Source organism: Caldicellulosiruptor morganii (assembly GCF_026810225.1).
GTDB lineage: Bacteria > Bacillota > Thermoanaerobacteria > Caldicellulosiruptorales > Caldicellulosiruptoraceae > Caldicellulosiruptor > Caldicellulosiruptor morganii.
In genome coordinates this window covers 2,354,335-2,372,645 of record NZ_CP113865.1, presented here as the reverse complement: position 1 = coordinate 2,372,645, position 18,311 = coordinate 2,354,335, and the positions used below count along the sequence as shown (strand labels likewise).

At 35.1% G+C, this 18,311-nt stretch carries 18 protein-coding genes and 3 pseudogenes; 8 read left to right on the top strand and 13 right to left on the bottom strand.

The features are described from left to right. Positions 1–93 precede the first annotated feature (93 nt). Together OTK00_RS11610 and OTK00_RS11605 are read left to right on the top strand one after the other, a co-directional pair. Positions 94–987, top strand: a complete 894-nt coding sequence (locus OTK00_RS11610; RefSeq protein ID WP_052670805.1) for a sugar ABC transporter substrate-binding protein — start codon at positions 94–96, stop codon at positions 985–987. Between the two features lie 2 nt (positions 988–989). Beyond that, a complete protein-coding gene (locus tag OTK00_RS11605; protein ID WP_045168695.1) occupies positions 990–2,111 on the top strand; it encodes a sugar ABC transporter permease in 1,122 nt (373 codons plus the stop codon). Positions 2,112–2,176: 65 nt separating this feature from the next. Here OTK00_RS11605 and OTK00_RS11600 read toward each other — a convergent pair whose 3' ends face one another. The 4 genes from OTK00_RS11600 to OTK00_RS11585 form a co-directional block, all read right to left on the bottom strand. After that, positions 2,177–3,382, bottom strand: coding sequence for an ABC transporter permease (locus OTK00_RS11600; RefSeq protein ID WP_045168696.1), 1,206 nt, complete (start codon positions 3,380–3,382; stop codon positions 2,177–2,179). Next, positions 3,382–4,104 (bottom strand): ABC transporter ATP-binding protein, encoded by a 723-nt coding sequence (locus tag OTK00_RS11595; RefSeq protein ID WP_045168697.1) that lies wholly within the window; start codon positions 4,102–4,104, stop codon positions 3,382–3,384. The genes OTK00_RS11600 and OTK00_RS11595 overlap by 1 nt, the downstream gene beginning before the upstream one ends. 1,169 nt (positions 4,105–5,273) lie before the next feature. After that, positions 5,274–6,155 carry an ABC transporter ATP-binding protein gene (locus OTK00_RS11590; RefSeq protein ID WP_045168700.1) on the bottom strand — a complete coding sequence of 294 codons (882 nt, stop codon included), beginning with the start codon at positions 6,153–6,155 and terminating at the stop codon, positions 5,274–5,276. A gap of 2 nt (positions 6,156–6,157) precedes the next feature. Beyond that, complete coding sequence (locus tag OTK00_RS11585) at positions 6,158–6,541, bottom strand: GntR family transcriptional regulator (protein WP_045168701.1); 384 nt, start codon at positions 6,539–6,541, stop codon at positions 6,158–6,160. Positions 6,542–6,887: 346 nt separating this feature from the next. Between OTK00_RS11585 and OTK00_RS11580 the strand changes: the two genes are divergently transcribed. From OTK00_RS11580 to OTK00_RS11555, 6 genes and pseudogenes are all read left to right on the top strand, one after another. Continuing rightward, positions 6,888–7,643 (top strand): DeoR/GlpR family DNA-binding transcription regulator, encoded by a 756-nt coding sequence (locus tag OTK00_RS11580; RefSeq protein ID WP_045168702.1) that lies wholly within the window; start codon positions 6,888–6,890, stop codon positions 7,641–7,643. Between the two features lie 25 nt (positions 7,644–7,668). Next, the gene (pfkB, locus tag OTK00_RS11575) at positions 7,669–8,604 is read left to right on the top strand and encodes a 1-phosphofructokinase (protein WP_045170057.1); all 936 of its coding nucleotides are present in this window, start codon (positions 7,669–7,671) and stop codon (positions 8,602–8,604) included. A 4-nt stretch (positions 8,605–8,608) separates the two neighbouring features. Next, positions 8,609–9,061 carry a PTS sugar transporter subunit IIA gene (locus OTK00_RS11570; RefSeq protein WP_045168703.1) on the top strand — a complete coding sequence of 151 codons (453 nt, stop codon included), beginning with the start codon at positions 8,609–8,611 and terminating at the stop codon, positions 9,059–9,061. 8 nt (positions 9,062–9,069) lie between these two features. After that, positions 9,070–9,813: pseudogene (gene ptsP, locus OTK00_RS11565) on the top strand (phosphoenolpyruvate--protein phosphotransferase); the annotation flags it as partial. A gap of 30 nt (positions 9,814–9,843) precedes the next feature. Then, positions 9,844–9,969 (top strand): annotated as a pseudogene (locus tag OTK00_RS12265) (acetylxylan esterase); the annotation flags it as partial. 110 nt (positions 9,970–10,079) lie between these two features. Then, positions 10,080–11,021: a hypothetical protein gene (locus OTK00_RS11555; protein ID WP_045168705.1), complete on the top strand. Its 942-nt coding sequence runs from the start codon at positions 10,080–10,082 to the stop codon at positions 11,019–11,021. A 204-nt stretch (positions 11,022–11,225) separates the two neighbouring features. Here OTK00_RS11555 and OTK00_RS12195 read toward each other — a convergent pair. The 9 genes and pseudogenes from OTK00_RS12195 to OTK00_RS11515 form a co-directional block, all read right to left on the bottom strand. Next, positions 11,226–11,399, bottom strand: a pseudogene (locus OTK00_RS12195) (DUF2752 domain-containing protein); the annotation flags it as partial. 115 nt (positions 11,400–11,514) lie between these two features. Beyond that, a complete protein-coding gene (locus OTK00_RS11550) occupies positions 11,515–12,657 on the bottom strand; it encodes a hypothetical protein (protein ID WP_045168706.1) in 1,143 nt (380 codons plus the stop codon). Between the two features lie 331 nt (positions 12,658–12,988). Beyond that, positions 12,989–13,666 (bottom strand): MjaI family restriction endonuclease, encoded by a 678-nt coding sequence (locus tag OTK00_RS11545; RefSeq protein WP_045168707.1) that lies wholly within the window; start codon positions 13,664–13,666, stop codon positions 12,989–12,991. A gap of 2 nt (positions 13,667–13,668) precedes the next feature. Continuing rightward, positions 13,669–14,907: a DNA methyltransferase gene (locus tag OTK00_RS11540; protein ID WP_045168708.1), complete on the bottom strand. Its 1,239-nt coding sequence runs from the start codon at positions 14,905–14,907 to the stop codon at positions 13,669–13,671. Positions 14,908–15,067: 160 nt separating this feature from the next. Further along, complete coding sequence (gene rbr / locus OTK00_RS11535) at positions 15,068–15,604, bottom strand: rubrerythrin (protein WP_045168709.1); 537 nt, start codon at positions 15,602–15,604, stop codon at positions 15,068–15,070. Positions 15,605–15,627: 23 nt separating this feature from the next. Further along, complete coding sequence (locus tag OTK00_RS11530; protein ID WP_045168710.1) at positions 15,628–16,047, bottom strand: Fur family transcriptional regulator; 420 nt, start codon at positions 16,045–16,047, stop codon at positions 15,628–15,630. A 161-nt stretch (positions 16,048–16,208) separates the two neighbouring features. Further along, entirely contained in the window at positions 16,209–16,484 is a 276-nt protein-coding gene (locus OTK00_RS11525; protein WP_045168711.1) for an alpha-glucosidase C-terminal domain-containing protein, read from the bottom strand. A gap of 72 nt (positions 16,485–16,556) precedes the next feature. Next, positions 16,557–17,183 (bottom strand): glycerol-3-phosphate acyltransferase, encoded by a 627-nt coding sequence (locus OTK00_RS11520; RefSeq protein WP_045168712.1) that lies wholly within the window; start codon positions 17,181–17,183, stop codon positions 16,557–16,559. Then, the gene (locus tag OTK00_RS11515; RefSeq protein WP_045168713.1) at positions 17,184–18,278 is read right to left on the bottom strand and encodes a glycosyltransferase; all 1,095 of its coding nucleotides are present in this window, start codon (positions 18,276–18,278) and stop codon (positions 17,184–17,186) included. Between the last annotated feature and the right edge of the window lie 33 nt (positions 18,279–18,311).

The window sequence follows — 18,311 nt, the reverse complement described above, 5'->3', positions numbered from 1 at the left end:
AATGACAAAAAAGAATAGTGTTTTGATAAAAGCTTATTGATAAAATGATATTGCAAAACAAACAAAAAAATTTTTCAGGGAAGTTTGTTTGTGATGAAAAAGTCACTATTAAGAATTGTTGCTGTTCTGGTAGCTATTGCTTTTGTGATTGGTGTTAGTTTTGCATTTGTACCAAAATATGCAAGTGCAAAGTCTTCCAAGCAGATTAAAATTGGACTTTCTCTTGCAACACTGCAGGAGGAAAGATGGCACAAGGACAGAGATGAGTTTGTAAAAGCTGCAACAAAACTCGGTGCAAAGGTTCTGGTTCAGGCAGCTAATATGGATGATGTAAAGCAAAAGGAACAATGTGAAAATTTGATTAGCCAGGGTGTGGATGTTCTTGTAATCGTTCCAAACAATGCTGAAGTTTTCACATCAATAATTGATGAGGCACACAAAGCAGGAATACCGGTTATCTCATATGACAGACTTATAAAGAATGCAAATGTTGACCTTTACATCTCATTTGACAATATCAAGGTGGGAGAACTTCAGGGTAAATACCTTACAACAAAGGTTCCAAAAGGAAATTACTTTGTTTTCAGAGGCGCTCCAACAGATAACAACGCAACACTATTCTATCAGGGTGCTATGAAATACATCAAGCCTCTTGTAAAGAGCGGAAAGGTAAAAGTTCTTTTTGACCAGCCGGTAAAAGACTGGAAGCCAGAAGAGGCTATGAGACTTTGCAAAAATGCCCTCACTGCTGCAAAGAACAATGTTCAGGGAATCTTGGCTCCAAACGACGGTACAGCGGGTGGCATTATTCAGGCTCTCAAAGCACAGGGGCTTGCAGGAAAAGTTGTTGTTACAGGTCAGGATGCTGATTTGGCAGCTATAAAGAGAATTGTTGAAGGGACACAGACCATGACTGTTTTCGGAGAGCTTGCAGCCGATGTGGCAACTCAAGAGAAGATTATGACTTTAGCAACAGGGGGAAGGTAATAATGAACTGGAAGAAAAACTTGAGGACATATACTCTTATAATAGCCATTCTTCTTATATGGACAATATTTACTATACTGACAGACGGGAACTTTCTGACACCGAGAAATCTTTCAATGCTTGCAAGACAGATGGCAATCACTGCACTTGTTGCAATAGGGATGGTATTTGTAATTGTTGCAGGGCATATAGACCTGTCAGTGGGTTCGGTTGTCGGTTTTACAGGTGCAATAGCCGGTGTTTTGCAGGTGTGGCATGGATGGTCAACTCTCTGGACAGTGGTTGCTGTTCTGGCGGTTGGTGTTTTGATAGGACTCTGGCAGGGATACTGGATTGCTTACAGGAACGTTCCTGCATTTATTGTCACTTTGGCGGGCATGCTTGTTTTCAGAGGTGGTGTGCTTCTGGCAAGCAAAGGTATTACAATTTCGCCTTTTAAAGATAGCTTTACATTTATAGGACAGGGTTATTTGAACAAGCCTTTGAGTATTGCTTTTGGACTTTTGCTCATATTTGGCTATCTGCTTTTGACAGTTAACGAAAGAAGAAAGAGAAAGAAATACAACTTAGAAGTTTTGTCTGTGCCATTGGAAGTTGGTAAAGCGGCAGTTGTTATAGCTCTTATTTTGGCATTTACACTTGTTATGATAAGCTATGAAGGAATTTCCATACCTGTTCTTATTCTTGTTGTGTTTACCATATTGCTTGCCTTTATCTCTCAAAATACAACATTTGGTAAATATGTCTATGCAATTGGAGGCAACAAAGAGGCGGCAAGACTTTCCGGTATTGACATCAAGAAGGTAACCATGAAGATATTTATTCTGATGGGATTTTTATCGGCAGTTGCGGGAATTGTATTGACTTCAAGGCTTGATGCTGCAACACAGGCAGCAGGGACAAATATGGAGCTTGATGCAATTGCCGCTGCAATCCTCGGCGGAACAAGTACTCTGGGCGGTGAGGGCACTGTCCCCGGCGCTATAATAGGTGCATTGATTATGTCAAGCATCGACAATGGCATGAGCCTTCTTAACCTGGAATACTCTTATCAGCTGATTGTAAAAGGACTTGTACTTGTTTTTGCTGTCTGGCTTGATATTGCATCGAGGAAGAAGTCATAAAAGGATTATTAATATTCGGGCAATTGGCAAAAAAAGGGGGCTGTCTAAAAAACCAGCTCCTTTTTTTAGCTTCTGAACAGCACCTTTTCATTTTCAAACATCTTTGACGCAAAGCTTATTGATATTGCAATGTAAACCAGAGATGAAACCACAAAGAGTGCAAGGTGCTGCAGATTTATGATGTCGTAAATCAGTTCTTTTAGTATGGATATAGCATTTACAAGTGGCAGGACAAAATAGGTATCTGTGAGCTCGTTTGGCATCTTGTACATTGTAAGGTATGGTGGAATTACCACAACAATGCTGACAGGTGATAAATAAGTCTGCCCTTCTTTAAATGAGCGTGCATATGAGGCAATTGCAACCTCAATTGCAGCAAAGATGATTGCAGTCAGGGTTACAACAATTAACATTATAAACACTGTAAGTGGAGAGACTTTGTAGTCAAGTATAGGGCTGTTTTGCAGAGCACTACCAAGTGCGCGTGGCAGAGCAATAAACGATACTATAACACCCACAAGAGAAGATAGACCTGCTAAAAGTGCCATAAAGCTCACTGCTAAGTATTTTCCCGTGACAAGTGATGCTCTTGTTGCTGCTGTTGTTAAAAGTGGTTCCAATGTCCCTCTTTCCTTTTCGCCGGCTGTTATGTCAATTGCAGCGTTCATTCCACCAACAGCAACCCACAGGGTTAAAAACATTGGCAGAAGGAAGGATAAAAATGTGGCTGACTGCTTTTGCGGTGGTGCGACATTTTCTTTCTTTATTACAATTGGTTCAATTATCGATGGGTCTAAGTTCTTTTTAATAAGCCTTGATTTTGTTATTTCTTTTGACAGGTTGTTAATAATCTCGCTCAAGATGCTTCCTACATTTGAAGATTTCATGTCAGCCTCATTTGTCAAAATCTGAACCTGAGCCTGTTTCTCCTGTAAAATGAGCTTTTCAAAATCTTCTGGAATTATTAGCACAGCTTTAACATTACCATCCTGAAGGTCTTTCTTTGGGTTTTTGGAATCAACAATCTGGAACTCGGATTTTTCTATAATACTTGTTAATGTTTTTGAATATTCCTTTCCAATGACAACAATTGGTGTCTTTTGCGGTTTTACTTCATAGGCAGACTTTGCAGCAAGTGAGGAGATAATAAATATCACAGGGATGAATATCATGGGCAGAACTATACCAACAAGCAGAGCCTTTCTGTCTCTGAACGCATCTTTTAGCTCTTTTTTAAATACAATCCACACATGCTTCATATTTATACTCATCAATTATCACCCACCAATCTAATGAATGCATCTTCAAAGCTTGAACCAGAAAATCTCTGCTTTATCTCATCAATTGTGCCTATTGCAACAAGCTGACCTTTGTGAATTATTGCCACCCTGTCGCAGAGCTTTTCAACCTCGCTCATTGTATGGCTTGAGAATATAATGGTTCTTCCTTCCTGTTTGCAAAGCCTGATAAAATCATGCACCTCTTTTGCGCCTGTCACATCCAGAGAATTTGTTGGCTCATCAAAAAGCATCACATCGGGATTGTGGATAATAGAGCGCACAAAGCACACCTTCTGTTTCATCCCTTTTGAGAATTTTCCTGCCGGCCTGTCTATAAACTCCTGCATCTGAAACCTTTCAACAAGCTCATCAATCCGCTTTTTGATCTCATCCTTTTTCATATCGTGCAGAAGAGCAAAGTACTCGATGTTTTCTCTTGCGGTAAGCCTGCCATACAGCCCGCTTTCGCTCCCAAAGAGAATGCCAATTTTGCGCCTTACCTTTTCGGGTTCTTTTGTAATGTCAAGCCCTTCGATTATGGCAGTGCCTGATGTTGGCTTTAACATTGTTGCAAGCATTCGCAAAGTGGTGGTCTTGCCAGCACCGTTTTCACCCAAGATTCCAAAGATTTCGCCCTGCCTTATGGTAAAAGATAGCCTGTCAACCGCCCTGACTTTGCCAAACTCTTTGGTAAGCTCAATGAGCTCAATCACAGTTTACTCCTCCTTTGATAGTTTTTGTTATTTATATTTTTAATCTTTGGACTTGCATTTTTGTATTCTCACTCCTTCTGTTAAACAGAATTGTTCAAAAGAAATCTAAATTTCTCGTCTGTAAATTGCCGTTATATTTACAATAAAAGATATTGTATACAAAAATACCGAACATAGTAGAAATATAAAACTTATTTCAGGATTATTATATAGATTTATAATAGCTTTTTCAATTCTTTTGTGGTGATCTGAAAGATAAAGTAAAGATATAGGTATAAAACCTGTTACTGTGATCAAAGTTGATGCTAACATTTCGGTAATTGGTTTAGAAAATATGTCTTTAAAGAAATAAGTAAGGGAGTATAATAAGGTGAATAGGGAATACCACGTAAGTATAAAAGAGAACGGGTAAACAAACGATAATAAAAAGTTATAGGAATATATTAAGTTAAGCACTTTTAATGTAAACATTCCACAATTAAGTAATATAAGATTTATTAAAATGATGAGTATATCTGAAACAAACTCAAAACAAATAATTTTTATTTTTTTAATAGGAAGTAATAAAACTAAAGAAATATATGAAACGTATGATATTAATTCTTGTTGTTTTGCTTTTGAAAGATAAAACGGTGATTTTGTTGCCATTAGGATTATTAAAATATATGAGGTAAAAAGAGTTACAATAGCTAAAGGGAAATTTATTTTATCACTTTTATTCAATAATAAAAGAATGCATAGAAGAATAATAAAAACTATGGTATCGAAAACAATTCTATTTTTGATGTTTTTGAAAAGCTTAAAGTAGGTAAACATTTATATTATCACTCCTTATGAAATTTAATTAATAGGTAATTAATTTTCAAAAAATTTAAAAAATTTAAAAAGAGCTATAAAAAATTATTTTATAAATTGCAAATTTAAAGCAATTTTTCATATTTCAGTTTTTGCTAGAAGCCTATATGAAACAGTAAAAGATATAATTGCCAGAATTAGAGTGTACCCAAAGAAGAATGGCAAAAAAGTTTTTAAATATACTGGGACTGCATATTTCAAGTGGGAGTTATTATTTAAAGCAATGATTGGCAGGATAAAAGCTGCAGGCACACCTAAGTAAAAAAGGAGCATTGAAAGCTTTGCCTGCAAAGCAGTATTTAATGCTTTCGCATTCATAAAATTTCCAGTACTTTATCATCTTTTTCATCCTTTCTTACAAGCATCACGTAGAACTTTTCAATTGAAGGCTTTTCAACAACAAAGCCGGGCTGCAAAAATCTTTCAATCTCTTTCTTTTTGCAGAGAGCTTCAAATGAAAATGAACCTTTCTTCATTGATAAAACTGCTCTGGCGGGCACTTTGTCTGCTTCTTTTGCCGGTCCTTTTACAATGCAAAACTCCTCTTCAATGCTTTCACGCGATGCTGAAAAGATAATTTTGCCACCGTCAATTATTGTCACAAAATCAGCAACATTTTCAATATCAGAAACTATGTGGGTTGAGTAGAATACAGTCTTTTCTTCGGACTGGACAAAGCTCTGCAGTATTTCAATAAACTGATTTCTTGCAACCGGGTCAAGACCTGATGTTGGCTCATCTAAAATCAAAAAGTCAGGTTTTGTTGAAAGAGCCAGAGCAATTGAGAGTTTCATAATGGTTCCTTTTGAAAGCTGCAATATCTTCTTATTCTGGTCAATTTCAAAAAGATCGCAAAGCTTTTTAAAAAGCTTTTCATCCCACGTTTTGTAGAATGCTAAAAAAATCTGCTTTATCTCCTTGGGTTTGTAATTTGCCGGAAGTACTGGCGTTTCCATGACAATCCCCAGCCTTTGTTTTGTTTCAATTTCATCACTGTCAAAGAGCTTTTCGAATATAAAAACCTGGCCGCTTTCTTTTTTTGCAAGATCAAGTATGCATTTTATCAAAGTTGTTTTCCCGGCACCGTTTCTGCCCAAAAGCCCCATGATATAACCACTTTCCAAGGTAAGCTCTGGAATTTCAAGCCGAAAATCTTTATACGTCTTTACAAGGTTTTCTACTCTCAGAGCAATCATTTTTAAAGCTCATCTCCTTTATATAGTTTTTCAATGATTTGTAAAAGACTTTGAAGATCAACACCAAGTGTCTTAGCTTTTTTGACAGCAGCTTTTAAATCATTCTCTATTTCCTGCAAACCAAGACTTGAAAGTTTTTCTCTGTCAATCTCAGCAACAAAAGTGCCTTTTGCAGGAGTGGTGATGACAAAGCCTTCTTTTTCCAGCTCTTCGTATGCTCTTTTTGTTGTGATGACACTTACATTGAGTTCCTTTGCAAGCATTCTGATAGAAGGCAGAGCATCTCCCGGCTTAATAAATCCAAGCAGGATTTGCTGTTTTATCTGATTTTTTATCTGCTCATAAATTGGTTCACTTGATGTCAGCGATATAACAATATTCAACACATTGCCACTGCCCCTTTTGATACTGTATATATACAGTATATACAGTTAAAGAAAATCTGTCAAGATGATTTGTTTGAAGTTTTTATCCAAATTCATGGTTTTAGTAAGAAAAACTCAGTCCCAAAATGAGGGCTTTGCATTTAAGGAAGATTGTGTTTGTAGAGTTTGAACGGGAAATAAAAAGAAATTTATTTAAATATAACAAACTTTGATTTTATTTAAAAACATACATTATTGAAATATTGACAATTTTAAAAAAATGTCATATAATAAAATCAATCATAAATGAGCATATAAAATCATAAACGAGCAGATAAGTGAGCATAAATGAGAGTAAGGTGATGGGATGTTTGCAGAGGAGAGAAAAAGCAGGATTGCTCAGATGATTAAAGAGGGCAAAAGTGTAAAGGTTAATGAGCTGGCAAAGATGTTTGGTGTTTCAGAGTCAACAATCAGAAGGGATTTGAATGAACTTGAAAGTCTTGGGATTGTCAGAAGGACTCATGGCGGGGCTGTAAATAGTTTTGCGACCAGCTTTGAGCTTTCGTTTTCAGAAAAAGAAGACAGATTTGCAAAGGAAAAGGAGTATATAGGCAGGATTGCAGCAAGGTATATAAAAGATGGAGATACTGTCATTTTAGATTCAGGAACCACAACTCAATACATAGCAAGGAACATAACAGCAAAAAATGTGGTTATAATAACAAACTCTGTTAACATAGCAAATGAACTTTCAAGCAGAGAGGATATTGAGGTAATTGTAACAGGCGGTGTGATTAGGTCAAAGACAAAAGCTTTGGTTGGAGATATTGCTCAAAATACTCTGAAACAGTTCAGATGTGACAAAGCGTTTGTGGCAGCAAATGCTGTGTCTGCTCAGTTTGGGGTGACAACTCCAACTCATGTAGAGGCAGCTGTAAAAAGAACAATGATAGAAAGCGCAAAAGAGGTATTTTTGGTTGCAGACAGTTCAAAGTTCGGGCAGGTCGCATTTGCTCTTATTTGCCCGGTTGGAAGGCTGGATTATATTATAACTGACAGAATGGATGAAAAGCAAAAAGAAGAATTTAAAGCACTTGGAGTTGAGGTTATTACTGAGTAAAAAATTTGCAAGGTGGTTGATTGAATTGATATACACCCTGACACTTAATCCTGCAATTGATATGACAGTATATATCAACAAACTTGAAAAAGGACAGGTCAACAGAAGTAGCTTTTATATGCTGGATGCCGGTGGCAAAGGTATAAACGTCTCAAAAGTTGTAAAGGCGCTGGGAGGCGAGACAGTTGCACTGGGTTTTCTGGGGAAGGAAAATAGCGACTATATTTTAAAATATCTTAAAAGATTTGGAATAAAAAATGATTTTGTATTTGTAGATGGCTTTACAAGGATCAATGTCAAAATTGTAGAAACCGAGGCTTCTGCATACACCGATATAAATCAGGCAGGGTTTGAAATAACAGAAAAAGACATTCAGAACCTTTTTGATAAGTTAGAAGAAGTGCCAGGAAAAGATGACATATTTGTCATCTCGGGAAGTCTTCCGGGGAATTGTGATGAAGAAATCTACTTCGAAATTATAAAAAAACTAAAGCAAAAAGACGTGGTTGTGATTTTTGACGCAGATGGCAATGCTTTAAAAAAAGGACTTGAAGCAGCCCCGGATGTTATAAAACCAAACATATATGAATTCAAGAGTTTATTTGATGTAGATGAAAGGGACTTGAATTCTCTGGTGCTTTGTGCAAGACAGCTTATCTTTGAGAAAGGAGTAAAGATGGTGCTGGTTTCAATGGGCGAAAATGGTGCAGTGTATGTTAGCAAAAATACAGCTCTTTTTGCAAAACCAGTGAAAACAGAGGTTAAGAGCACAACCGGTGCAGGTGATTCAATGGTTGCGGCTATAGCTTTTGGTATTGAAAAGAAGATGTCTGAAGAAGAGATGTTTAAGTTTGCCTGCGCATGTGCTTTAGCAAAGGTAGCCCAAGAGGGTGTCAGAGCACCCGATAAAAACAGTGTGCAACAATGCTTTGAAAAAATAGAATTGGAAAGGCTGGGATGATGTGATGGATATAAAAGAGTTATTTTCTCCCAAAAGAGTATGTTTTGATTTAAAGGCTAAGACAAAACAAGAGGTTATTGATGAATTAATTGACATTCTTTATAATGATGGGAAACTTACTGACAAAGAAAAGTTTAAAAGAGCAGTAATTAAGAGAGAGGAAGAATTTTCAACTGGAATAGGAATGGGAATAGCAATTCCACATGGCAAGGATAGTTCAGTTTTGGAGCCCTGTATAACTTTTGGTGTGTCCAAAAATGATGTTGACTTTGACTCAATGGACGGAAAGCCTGCTCATATTTTCTTTTTGATTTCTGTTCCTGATAACGCTGCCGATACACATCTTCATGTGCTGAGCTATATTTCAAGAAAGCTTATGCATGAAGATGTTAGGGAAAAGTTATATAATTCAAAATCTTTTGATGATGTCATTAAAGCTTTTGAAGAACAAAATTAAATTAGAAGGAGGATGAGCAATTTGCTGCTTACAAAGCTGCGGTTGATAAAATGGAAGGGAAGCCTGTTATTATAAGAACACTGGATATTGGTGGGGATAAAAATATTCCATACTTAAATATAGAAAACGAGCTCAATCCATTTTTGGGTTACAGAGCTATAAGGTTTTGCTTGGGTAATAAAGATTTATTTAAGACACAGTTAAAAGCGCTTTTGAGAGCGTCGGTTTATGGAAATTTGAAAATAATGTTCCCCATGATAACAAGCGTTTATGAGGTAAGACAGGCAAAGAGTATTTTGCAAGAAGCTAAAGAAGAGCTCAAAAGCCAGGGGATTGATTTTTCAAAAAAAATAGAGATAGGCATAATGATTGAAACACCTGCTGCAGCAATTGTTTCAGACATTCTTGCCGATGAGGTGGATTTTTTCAGCATAGGGACAAATGACCTTATTCAATATACGCTTGCAATTGATAGAACAAATGAAAAGGTTTCATACTTGTATGACCCATTGAATCCTGCCATTTTGAGGTTAATTAAAATGACAATTGACAACGCCCACAAAAAAGGTAAAGAGGTTGGAGTTTGTGGAGAGATAGCTTCTGATGAAAATATTGTGCCAATCTTGATTGGGCTTGGAGTGGATGAGCTTAGCGTAAATCCAGCAAAGGTTTTAAGCGTTAAAAAGAAAATAACAGAGACAGATTATAATGTAGAAAAAAGCAAAATAAGTGAACATTTACAGATAAGCTAAGAAGATAAGGCTGCTTAAGGCTTTGCTTTACCTGCAGTGCTGAGCTTTCATGGTTATGCCTGGTATTCAGGTGATTGGAGTGACAAGTTTGCTTTGGCAGCAGCTGGCTTTGTTGTTGCTGCGATGGATGTGAGGGGGCAAAATGGCTATTCAAAGGTTAAAGTGCTACAGGAGCACTTTAACCTTTTTGTTTTAAAAATGAGAAATTTGTGGTATATTTAGTGTATATAATCTTTCACAATTACTGATATAAGGAGGTATTGGGTTTGTTCAAAACTTTTGTAAAAGATTCATTTTTTTACACAAAAAGATATTATGGATACATATTTGGACTTATAGTGTTATCTTTTCTTTTTGCAATTTTATCACTTGTTGTTTTGATACTTGCTGGGCTTCTACTTGCAATGATAATGAGGGTTGACATTTCAACACTGAGTATTTTGAATGACAAAGATATTTTTCCTTTTCTGAGCAGCAGGTTTATCTTTTTCCTGATTATTATGGGTATTTTATTTGTAGTATGGATGTGGCTGGCTGTTGCCTTTATTCAGTATCCTCTTACAAAAACATTTATTGAAATCACAAGAGACAGGGAGATTGTAAAAAGACCTTTTTATATTTATTTTGAAACGATGAAAGAAAAGAATTTGATGATTGCTCTGAAGATGTTCGGCCTTGGACTACTTCTTATGCTTATATTGGCTCCAATATTTTTTGTTGCGATAATTGCACTTGCCAAGGTGTCTGCTGTATCTAACATTTTGGTGCGTGCGATATTGATAATTATTGGTCTTGCCGGCATTGTACTGTCTATATACCTTCTTTTGAGATTACTTTTTTCAAATTTAGTTCTTGTCGACAGAGATTTGCCTGTTTTGGAAAGCATAAGGGAAAGTTTGAAACTTACAAAGGGCAAATTAGGGTTTTTGATAGCTGCCATTTTGTACAATGCAGTTGTGTCAATAGTGGTTGAAATTCCAGTTTATATAATTGATGCAATAAATGTAAGTGGTACTTTTCAAGAAACAGCATTTTATTTTGTTTTGACTCTTATTTCAATTATTATTTACTTTCTGGCTTTTCCTTATATTATGGTAATTCAATATGTTATGTATAATATTGTAAATGAAGCAATAAATAAGGGAAAAAGTGTTATTGATAATAACAATTCTTATAGTTATAACGAGACAGACCGAGACTCAGAATGAAAAATACAAAAATTTCAAAAAAATAAAGATGGGCAGCTTATAGAAATGGCTGCCCAATGCTTTTTTCTATAAGTAATTTAAACAGTTGGTAAAGGATTGCTTTTCTATCCGGTTCAAATGGTGGAAGGAAAGGATAAAATAGAACCAGCCTGAATATCCAGACAACAATAAATGTCTTAATTACAATTTTAAGGCTTTTGTTAATCATTTAAGAAACTCTGAATAACTTATACAATAATAGTAAAAACAATAAATAGGATAAACTATAACAACAAACCACAGCGGATGATATACAAAAGAAGGAATAATTTGCCCTCTCAGCAGCACTAAAAAAGCCCTTGTCATACCACATCCCGGACATGGCAGTCCGGTAATTTTCCTAAATGGGCAGGTAGGTTATAATATTTTTCAAAAAATTTGAGAGTAAAAAATAAAGAGGAGTTAAGGAGCTTCTCAAAATAACTCCTCTTCTTGCTTTTGATTCTCAAAAATGTTATTTAGAAAAAGTAATTCCCAATTTCTTAAATATATTTTCAACATTTTTTGTCATTGTTTCAATATCCTTATCCGATAGCTTGTTAATATTGACCCCTTTTGATATGTCAATCTTTGTTATATTAACTGGTTGATTTATTGAGTTAATAATACCATCCAGATTAATCATGACTTTGAGATTGTTGGAATCTTTTAAGTAAAAGTACAACCTCTCACCTTTGAGATTGTTGTTGCCATCAATTCTCATTCTGTACTGTAAAGTAAACGGTGGTATCTGGGCAGCTACTGTATCAAGCTGGTAGACTGCTTCTTTTACTGTTTGGGAATAAGTATCATCAGCCTGCTTCATTATATCCTCAATATTGAAAGTGGTGCTTTTATCAGTCTGCTGAGCATTCAAAATGGCCTGCGCATCTTCAAGAATCATCTTTGCAACCGAAAGCACAAACTCTTTGGTTGCTTTGTCATCAGCTGCTTTTGTCAAAATAGCCTTTAAAATGTCAAGTGAAGAATTTTTATTGAGCTCAAAAATAATCTCATCACAGTTTTGTTTTTTACCATTGCTAAATTTGAGCTCCACTTTTTTATCAGACATCTTTACACACGATGACAGTTTTGGCAAAACAACCTGTGCATAGCTTGCAACAAGTGATTGAAGCTGAGGATTGTTTTTGATATCAAAAAGTTTTACGTACTTGTTTGTATCAATCTGCAGAGGCATATTAGCTTGGTTCAGCTTCACATAAAGCGGCTTTGAATAGATCTGTGGGAAATTGTATACAACATATTCTTTGTTGACATACATAGAGCCTTTCAAAAACTCCTTGTTATTGTAATAGAAAGTTATTTGCAAATTAGCTTCATATTTGATGTTATCTGAAACAGCCCTTACTTTGATGTACATCTTCTTGAGAAGTTCTTCTAATTTTTTGCTATCTGCTGTTGCACCATTGCCGACAGAAAATCTCAGGTCAATTCTTAATTCTTCGTCGATAGTTTTAGTATTCAGAGCCTGAGTATAAGCCAGACCGGCTTTTAAAAGTGGAGTTGATAGTGTTTGAGAATAGGATACAGAACTAAAAAGAATACTCAAGATGAAAACCAGTATAATACAGGTTGTCAGTAGAGTTTTTCTTTTCAAAACATTTACCCCCTCGACGGAATATAGATTTAAAATTGTATGTATGTCAAGTATATACAATAAAATTCTGTTTGTCAATAAATATTTGGAATAGTAATTGAAACCTTTGTCAGAAATTTTGAGTTGTGATTATCATTATTTGAAATTGCTAAAAATCAAAATCAGAAGCAGAGGATGAAGCATTGAAAATTTTAAATATAAGTTTGCAAATGGCGAGATATCTGAGGAATAATATGAAAAGAAGAAAAGGCTGCTGTTAAATCATAGAGTGGAAAGGTAAAAGATAAACAAGGAGGCTGTTACATCATCTTTTGTAACAGCCTTTCAATTTTTATATTTGCTTTAGTCTTTCTATTTCTTGTCTGATTTGCTCTATTATCTCGTTTTCCTTGTGTATCTCCTTTTTGCCATCTTTGTTTTTGATAGAAAATATAACAAATACTTTTCCACCAAATTTTTCCGAAAATTTTTTGTGGGTCTGCGAAAGCCATTCTATCCAATTATGTATTTGAGGCATGTGTTCATAGGTAATGGGTTTTATTTGTATTCCAATATACTTGTTTTTTATTTGAATATAAAAGTCTACATTATATAATCTATCCCATTCATCTGGAGCAGGATAAATTTTTACATTCAACAATTTTTCTATTCTACCGTAGATGGTGTTTTTTTCAGTAAGATACCCTTCAAAAGTGCGATTTATTACTAATTGCTTTATATAATTTATACAGTCTTGTTCAGTGACATCGTCAATTTCAGCCTGAATAACTTCTGTTATTTTAATATAAAGTTTTCTACCAAGCTCTTCAAGATATTCTTCAGCATTGGAGAATTCTGAATTTTTAGTTTTTAAAATGTTCTCTTCTACAAGTTTTAAATAAGCCTTTTCCCACTCTTCGATATTTTTAGGCGCTGTTTCTCTAATCCATTTAGCAACAGGACCCACTTTGTCTTTTTTATTTAATCCCCATCTGTTAGTAGCCATGTTTAAAATCCACTCTTTTGCCATTATTAGTCAATCCCCTCTAATTTTTCAAATTTATTCTTGTAAGTGTAAAAACTATCTTTATCGGCTAAAGCAAGTCCACTTTTTATTAAGTAAGCATTAATAAAGATTTTGTTTTTAAGATATAAATAAGCATTTACATTATTGTTTTTTACAGTAGAGTTGGTATCGTAGCGTAAAAAAACTTCTTTATTCAACACATAATTTTTTAAGTATTCTACAGCCTCTTTTTCCTTTTCTTTCTTTATTTTTACTCCTAATAATTTTACTTCCAAACCACTGTTAAGTTTAACTGTATCAGCAGAGACTATTTCAGAAACTTTAAAATATTGGTTTTTTTTAGGTTCAATTATCTTAGGATCAATCATGGGTGATGCATCTTTGATGCGAGGCTCATATTTCACAGCTTTTATCTCAGGAGTTTTGATTTCTTTTTTAATAGTCTCAATCTTATAAAGGAAAGAGTTATTAATTGTATTTAACTTTTTATTTATTATTTCTAAAAAATCTGAATTAATTTCATATCCTATTCCATTTCTCTCAAGTTCTAACGCAACTTTTAGGGTCGTTCCGCTGCCTAAGAATGGATCTAATATTGTGTCTCCAACAAAAGAGAACATTTTGATTAATCTATATGGAAGTTCATCAGGGAACATGGCTTCATGTTCAGTTTGTTTTTCTCCTTTAAAATACCAGTGTCCGTTAAAGTATTCTTTCCACTCTTCCTTTGTCAGGATAGATTTTTCTTTGATTTCAGGAGACACCTTTGGAGATTTTCCAGGCTTTTTGAATATAAGTATAAATTCATAATCAATTTCTATCATGCCATTTGGTGGATATGGATAAGATCCCATAACATTTGCTCCACCACTTGTATTCATAGTGGTTTTTTTCTGCCAAATTATTGCTCCCATATAATCAAATCCTATATCTTCACACTGAGCAATTATCTCAGAGTGTAATGGGATTATTTTATATCTGCCATAGACTATAGAACGTGCGAATTGGTCACCAATATTAATGCACAAACGGCGCCCTTCTTTAAGTACTCTAAAACATTCTTGCCATACCCGATACAAATCTTTTAAGTACTCATGAAGTGTTTGACCATATCCTATCTGGTTTTCCACACCATAATCTTTTAGGTGCCAATAAGGCGGTGAGGTTATTATCAAATCAATTGTTTCATTATCTATTTCAGACATATTTCTGCTATCTCCTATGATTATTTTTCCCCAATTCATCCTCTGAACTCCTTTCGTTTTTCAGATAAGAAAGTATTCTTTTTCACAACCTAATTATAACACTAAACAATTAATCATTTAAGTTATTTTACTGCAAAAATTAAGGCTGCCACATATCAACACTAGTAGCAGCCTTATGTTTTTCTTCATAAATTTGAAATCAGTAGTTCTCAGCTCTAATCTCAAAGAATGACTGTGGATGTTTGCAGGTTGGGCATACCTTTGGTGCTTCTTTTCCCACATGTACATAACCACAATTTCTGCACTTCCAGACAACCACGTCATCTTTTACAAATACCTTGCCATTTTCAACATTTTCAAGAAGCTTTCTGTATCTTTCCTCATGCTTTTCTTCAACCTTTGCAACAAACTCAAAAGCAAGGGCTATCTCATCAAAGCCTTCTTCTCTTGCAACCTTTGCAAACTCTTTGTACATCTCAGACCATTCATAGTGTTCGCCTTCTGCAGCAGCCTTTAAGTTTTCTTGAGTGTTTCCAATTCCATTTAGGAATTTGAAAAATAGCTTTGCATGCTCTTTTTCATTTTCAGCTGTCTCTTCGAAGATTGCTGCAATCTGCTCATATCCTTCTTTTCTTGCCTGTGATGCAAAGTAGGTATACTTGTTTCTTGCCTGGGACTCACCTGCAAATGCTGCCCACAGGTTTTTTTCTGTCTGTGTTCCCTTCAAATCCTTCATTTCAAAAATCAACCTCCCACAATTTAATTGTTTTTATTTTTACAATAAGGGCAGGTGCCCTTATAGTAGACGTAAACCTCATCAACAACAAATTCAGGAGAAAGCGAAGAGTAAATAGAGTCTGATTTTATTAAAAAATCATAAACTTTGCCACAGGTTTTGCACTTAAAATGCCCGTGCACCGACGTATCAGCATCAAAGCGTGCAATGTTCTCTTCAATTGTGATAATCTGAGCAAGACCTTTTGAGACAAATAAACTTAAAGTATTGTATACAGATGTTTTTGAAAGTGTGGGGATTTCAGAAAGCAGGCTATTGTAGACTTCGTCGGCTGTTGGATGAGTTTTGTGCTCTACCAAATATTGATAGATTTTTAGCCTTATAAACGAAGGTTTAATTCCCTTTTGCTCCAATTGCTTTTTTAAAAATGTTAAATCAGAAATCTTTGCTTCCCCCTTGAACCAAATTTAAAATTGAACTAATTACAATTTTATTATATTTTCAATATTGCAATTTGTCAAGATAAATCTTTTATAAAACTAAAAAGGGCTGCCATTTTAATACTTTTACTATTTTCTGAAACAGCCCTCATCAAAAGGTTCTTTTATACTATATATACCCTTGCTTCATATGGTTTTAAAACAATTTTTTCTTGAATACTGTCATCCACTTCATAGTTAGAAATTAAAAGCCGAGGTTTTTGAGTAAATATTTCATTTGGTGCTAAAAACTCACTTTCTTCTTCAGAGAAATTCATGACGACAAGCAGCCTCTCAGCTTCATAATTCCTTGTGTATGCAAAAATCTTTTCATCATTTTCATAAAACATCTGAATATCTCCATACACAATGACAGGATGCTTTTTTCTAAGTTCAATCAACCTCTTAAAGTAATAAAATAAACATTTTCAGAAGAAAAATAACAATAAAATATACTTATGGAAATTAATAGATTATTTTTTCAGTTCATGTTCTTTGTTTACAATAGTAAAGTAAAATGCAGAAAGCTTTTCTTTATTCTTATAAATCATTACCATTAAGTTTAAAAACCAGAGTGCCAGAAGGTATGCAGAAAAGTCAAAAAGATAAAGATAAGCCCCCACAGGCAAGAAGCCAAGCACCACCATGAAAGCATCTTCTTCGGTTGTTGTAGAACCTCCGTGTTTAAGTTTTTTGGCAATTACGAAAAGAAGTGCCAGAACAATTGCATAGAAAAAGGATACTCTGAATTTGGTTGCTGCACTCCAAACTCCAAATGTGGTTGCGATGGATTTTCCTCCTTTGAATTTCAAAAAGGGTGAAAATGCATGACCCAGAATTGGGGCAATTGCAGCAGGAATTATGTAAGACTTTGGAAGATACCCTTTTTCAATAAAGTACACAAGAGGAAAATATCCTTTTGCAAAGTCGAGAAATACTCCTAAAAGCCCAATTTTAAAACCGGCCAAGAGTATGAGGTTAAACGCACCCGGATTACCATCGCCAACTGCTGTTATATCCTTTTTTACAAGCCTTCCAAGCCAGTAAGAAAACATCAAAGATCCACAAAAGAATTCCAAAAGAGTGATTGCTACAAGCATTTACTTATCACCTACCTTTATTTGTCTTCCCTTCCAGTATATGCTTCCAATGAATTTGACCTGATAGAATGAATACAGAATCATAAGCAAAAAATATGCAGTGGGAATAAAGAAAAATAAAGGAAGTACAAAGCCAAAATTTCCTATGTATAGCTGCAAGTATAGTATTTGAATAACATAAAAAATATAGCCCAGCAAAAACTGCTTTGCCAGAGGATGATGTGAAAATAGCAATACAGGTGTTAGAAAACCTGTTATGACAAGCCCAAAAACCCACAGAGCAATCAGAAAAATGGTCTTTTTTTGCAGCTGCTGCATGCTCAAAGCAGCACTTTTCGCGATTCCTTCAAGCTGGCTTTTCATCCCATTTGGGTACATTCTAAATGAAACGCTGCCATATCCCAAAAAGTTTTCTACTTTTACACCATTTTCGCAAAACAGCTTTCCAAGGCTAAGATCATCGGTTATGCTTTCATATATGCTTCTGTGCCCGCCAACTTTTTCATAATCTTTTCTGAAAACTGCTATGCATGAGCCGTACATTCCTTTGCTTGAGCTTTTTCTCTCATACGGTGACATAAAAGCAAAAACACCCAGGATATTTACAATTAAACACAGCTTTTCATAAAATTGCTCAGTTGTGTGGTATGGTATAACCGAGATTGCTCCACCGGATAGAAAAAGTGTCTTCAAAATTCTTTCTATGCCATCTTCAGATAGTCTCACATCAGCATCCATAAATATCAGAACATCGCCTGTTGAGTGCAAATATCCATTCCATAAAGCCCAGTTTTTACCTGTCCAGCCGGAGGGCAGAGGAGGGTTTTTTATCAGTTTAACACCAAATTCTCTGGCAATCCCCGGGGTATTGTCCTCAGAAAAATCATCTACAACTATTATTTCATCAGGAACTACTGTTTGATTCAAAAGGCTTTTTAGGAGAATAGGCAGATTCTTCTCTTCATTTCGAGCAGGAATGATAACAGAAATTTTTCGGCTAAATTTATCAAGCTTGTTTTGAGAAGGTTCGAGGAAAGTCTTTGAAAAAAGAATAAATCCTGAAGCTAAGCATACAAGGAAAAAAAGAAGTATCATTAAAAATCAGCTCCTTTTTTTGTGTAGAAGCAT

Excerpts from the sequence above, each read along its gene's own strand:
- OTK00_RS11610 (WP_052670805.1), top strand. The coding sequence starts at position 94 with ATGAAAAAGTCACTATTAAGAATTGTTGCTGTTCTGGTAGCTATTGCT.
- OTK00_RS11605 (WP_045168695.1), top strand. The coding sequence starts at position 990 with ATGAACTGGAAGAAAAACTTGAGGACATATACTCTTATAATAGCCATT.
- OTK00_RS11600 (WP_045168696.1), bottom strand. The coding sequence starts at position 3,382 with ATGAGTATAAATATGAAGCATGTGTGGATTGTATTTAAAAAAGAGCTA.
- OTK00_RS11590 (WP_045168700.1), bottom strand. The coding sequence starts at position 6,155 with ATGATTGCTCTGAGAGTAGAAAACCTTGTAAAGACGTATAAAGATTTT.
- OTK00_RS11580 (WP_045168702.1), top strand. The coding sequence starts at position 6,888 with ATGTTTGCAGAGGAGAGAAAAAGCAGGATTGCTCAGATGATTAAAGAG.
- OTK00_RS11570 (WP_045168703.1), top strand. The coding sequence starts at position 8,609 with ATGGATATAAAAGAGTTATTTTCTCCCAAAAGAGTATGTTTTGATTTA.
- OTK00_RS11545 (WP_045168707.1), bottom strand. The coding sequence starts at position 13,666 with ATGGCAAAAGAGTGGATTTTAAACATGGCTACTAACAGATGGGGATTA.
- OTK00_RS11540 (WP_045168708.1), bottom strand. The coding sequence starts at position 14,907 with ATGAATTGGGGAAAAATAATCATAGGAGATAGCAGAAATATGTCTGAA.
- rbr (WP_045168709.1), bottom strand. The coding sequence starts at position 15,604 with ATGAAGGATTTGAAGGGAACACAGACAGAAAAAAACCTGTGGGCAGCA.
- OTK00_RS11520 (WP_045168712.1), bottom strand. The coding sequence starts at position 17,183 with ATGCTTGTAGCAATCACTCTTTTGGAATTCTTTTGTGGATCTTTGATG.
- OTK00_RS11515 (WP_045168713.1), bottom strand. The coding sequence starts at position 18,278 with ATGATACTTCTTTTTTTCCTTGTATGCTTAGCTTCAGGATTTATTCTT.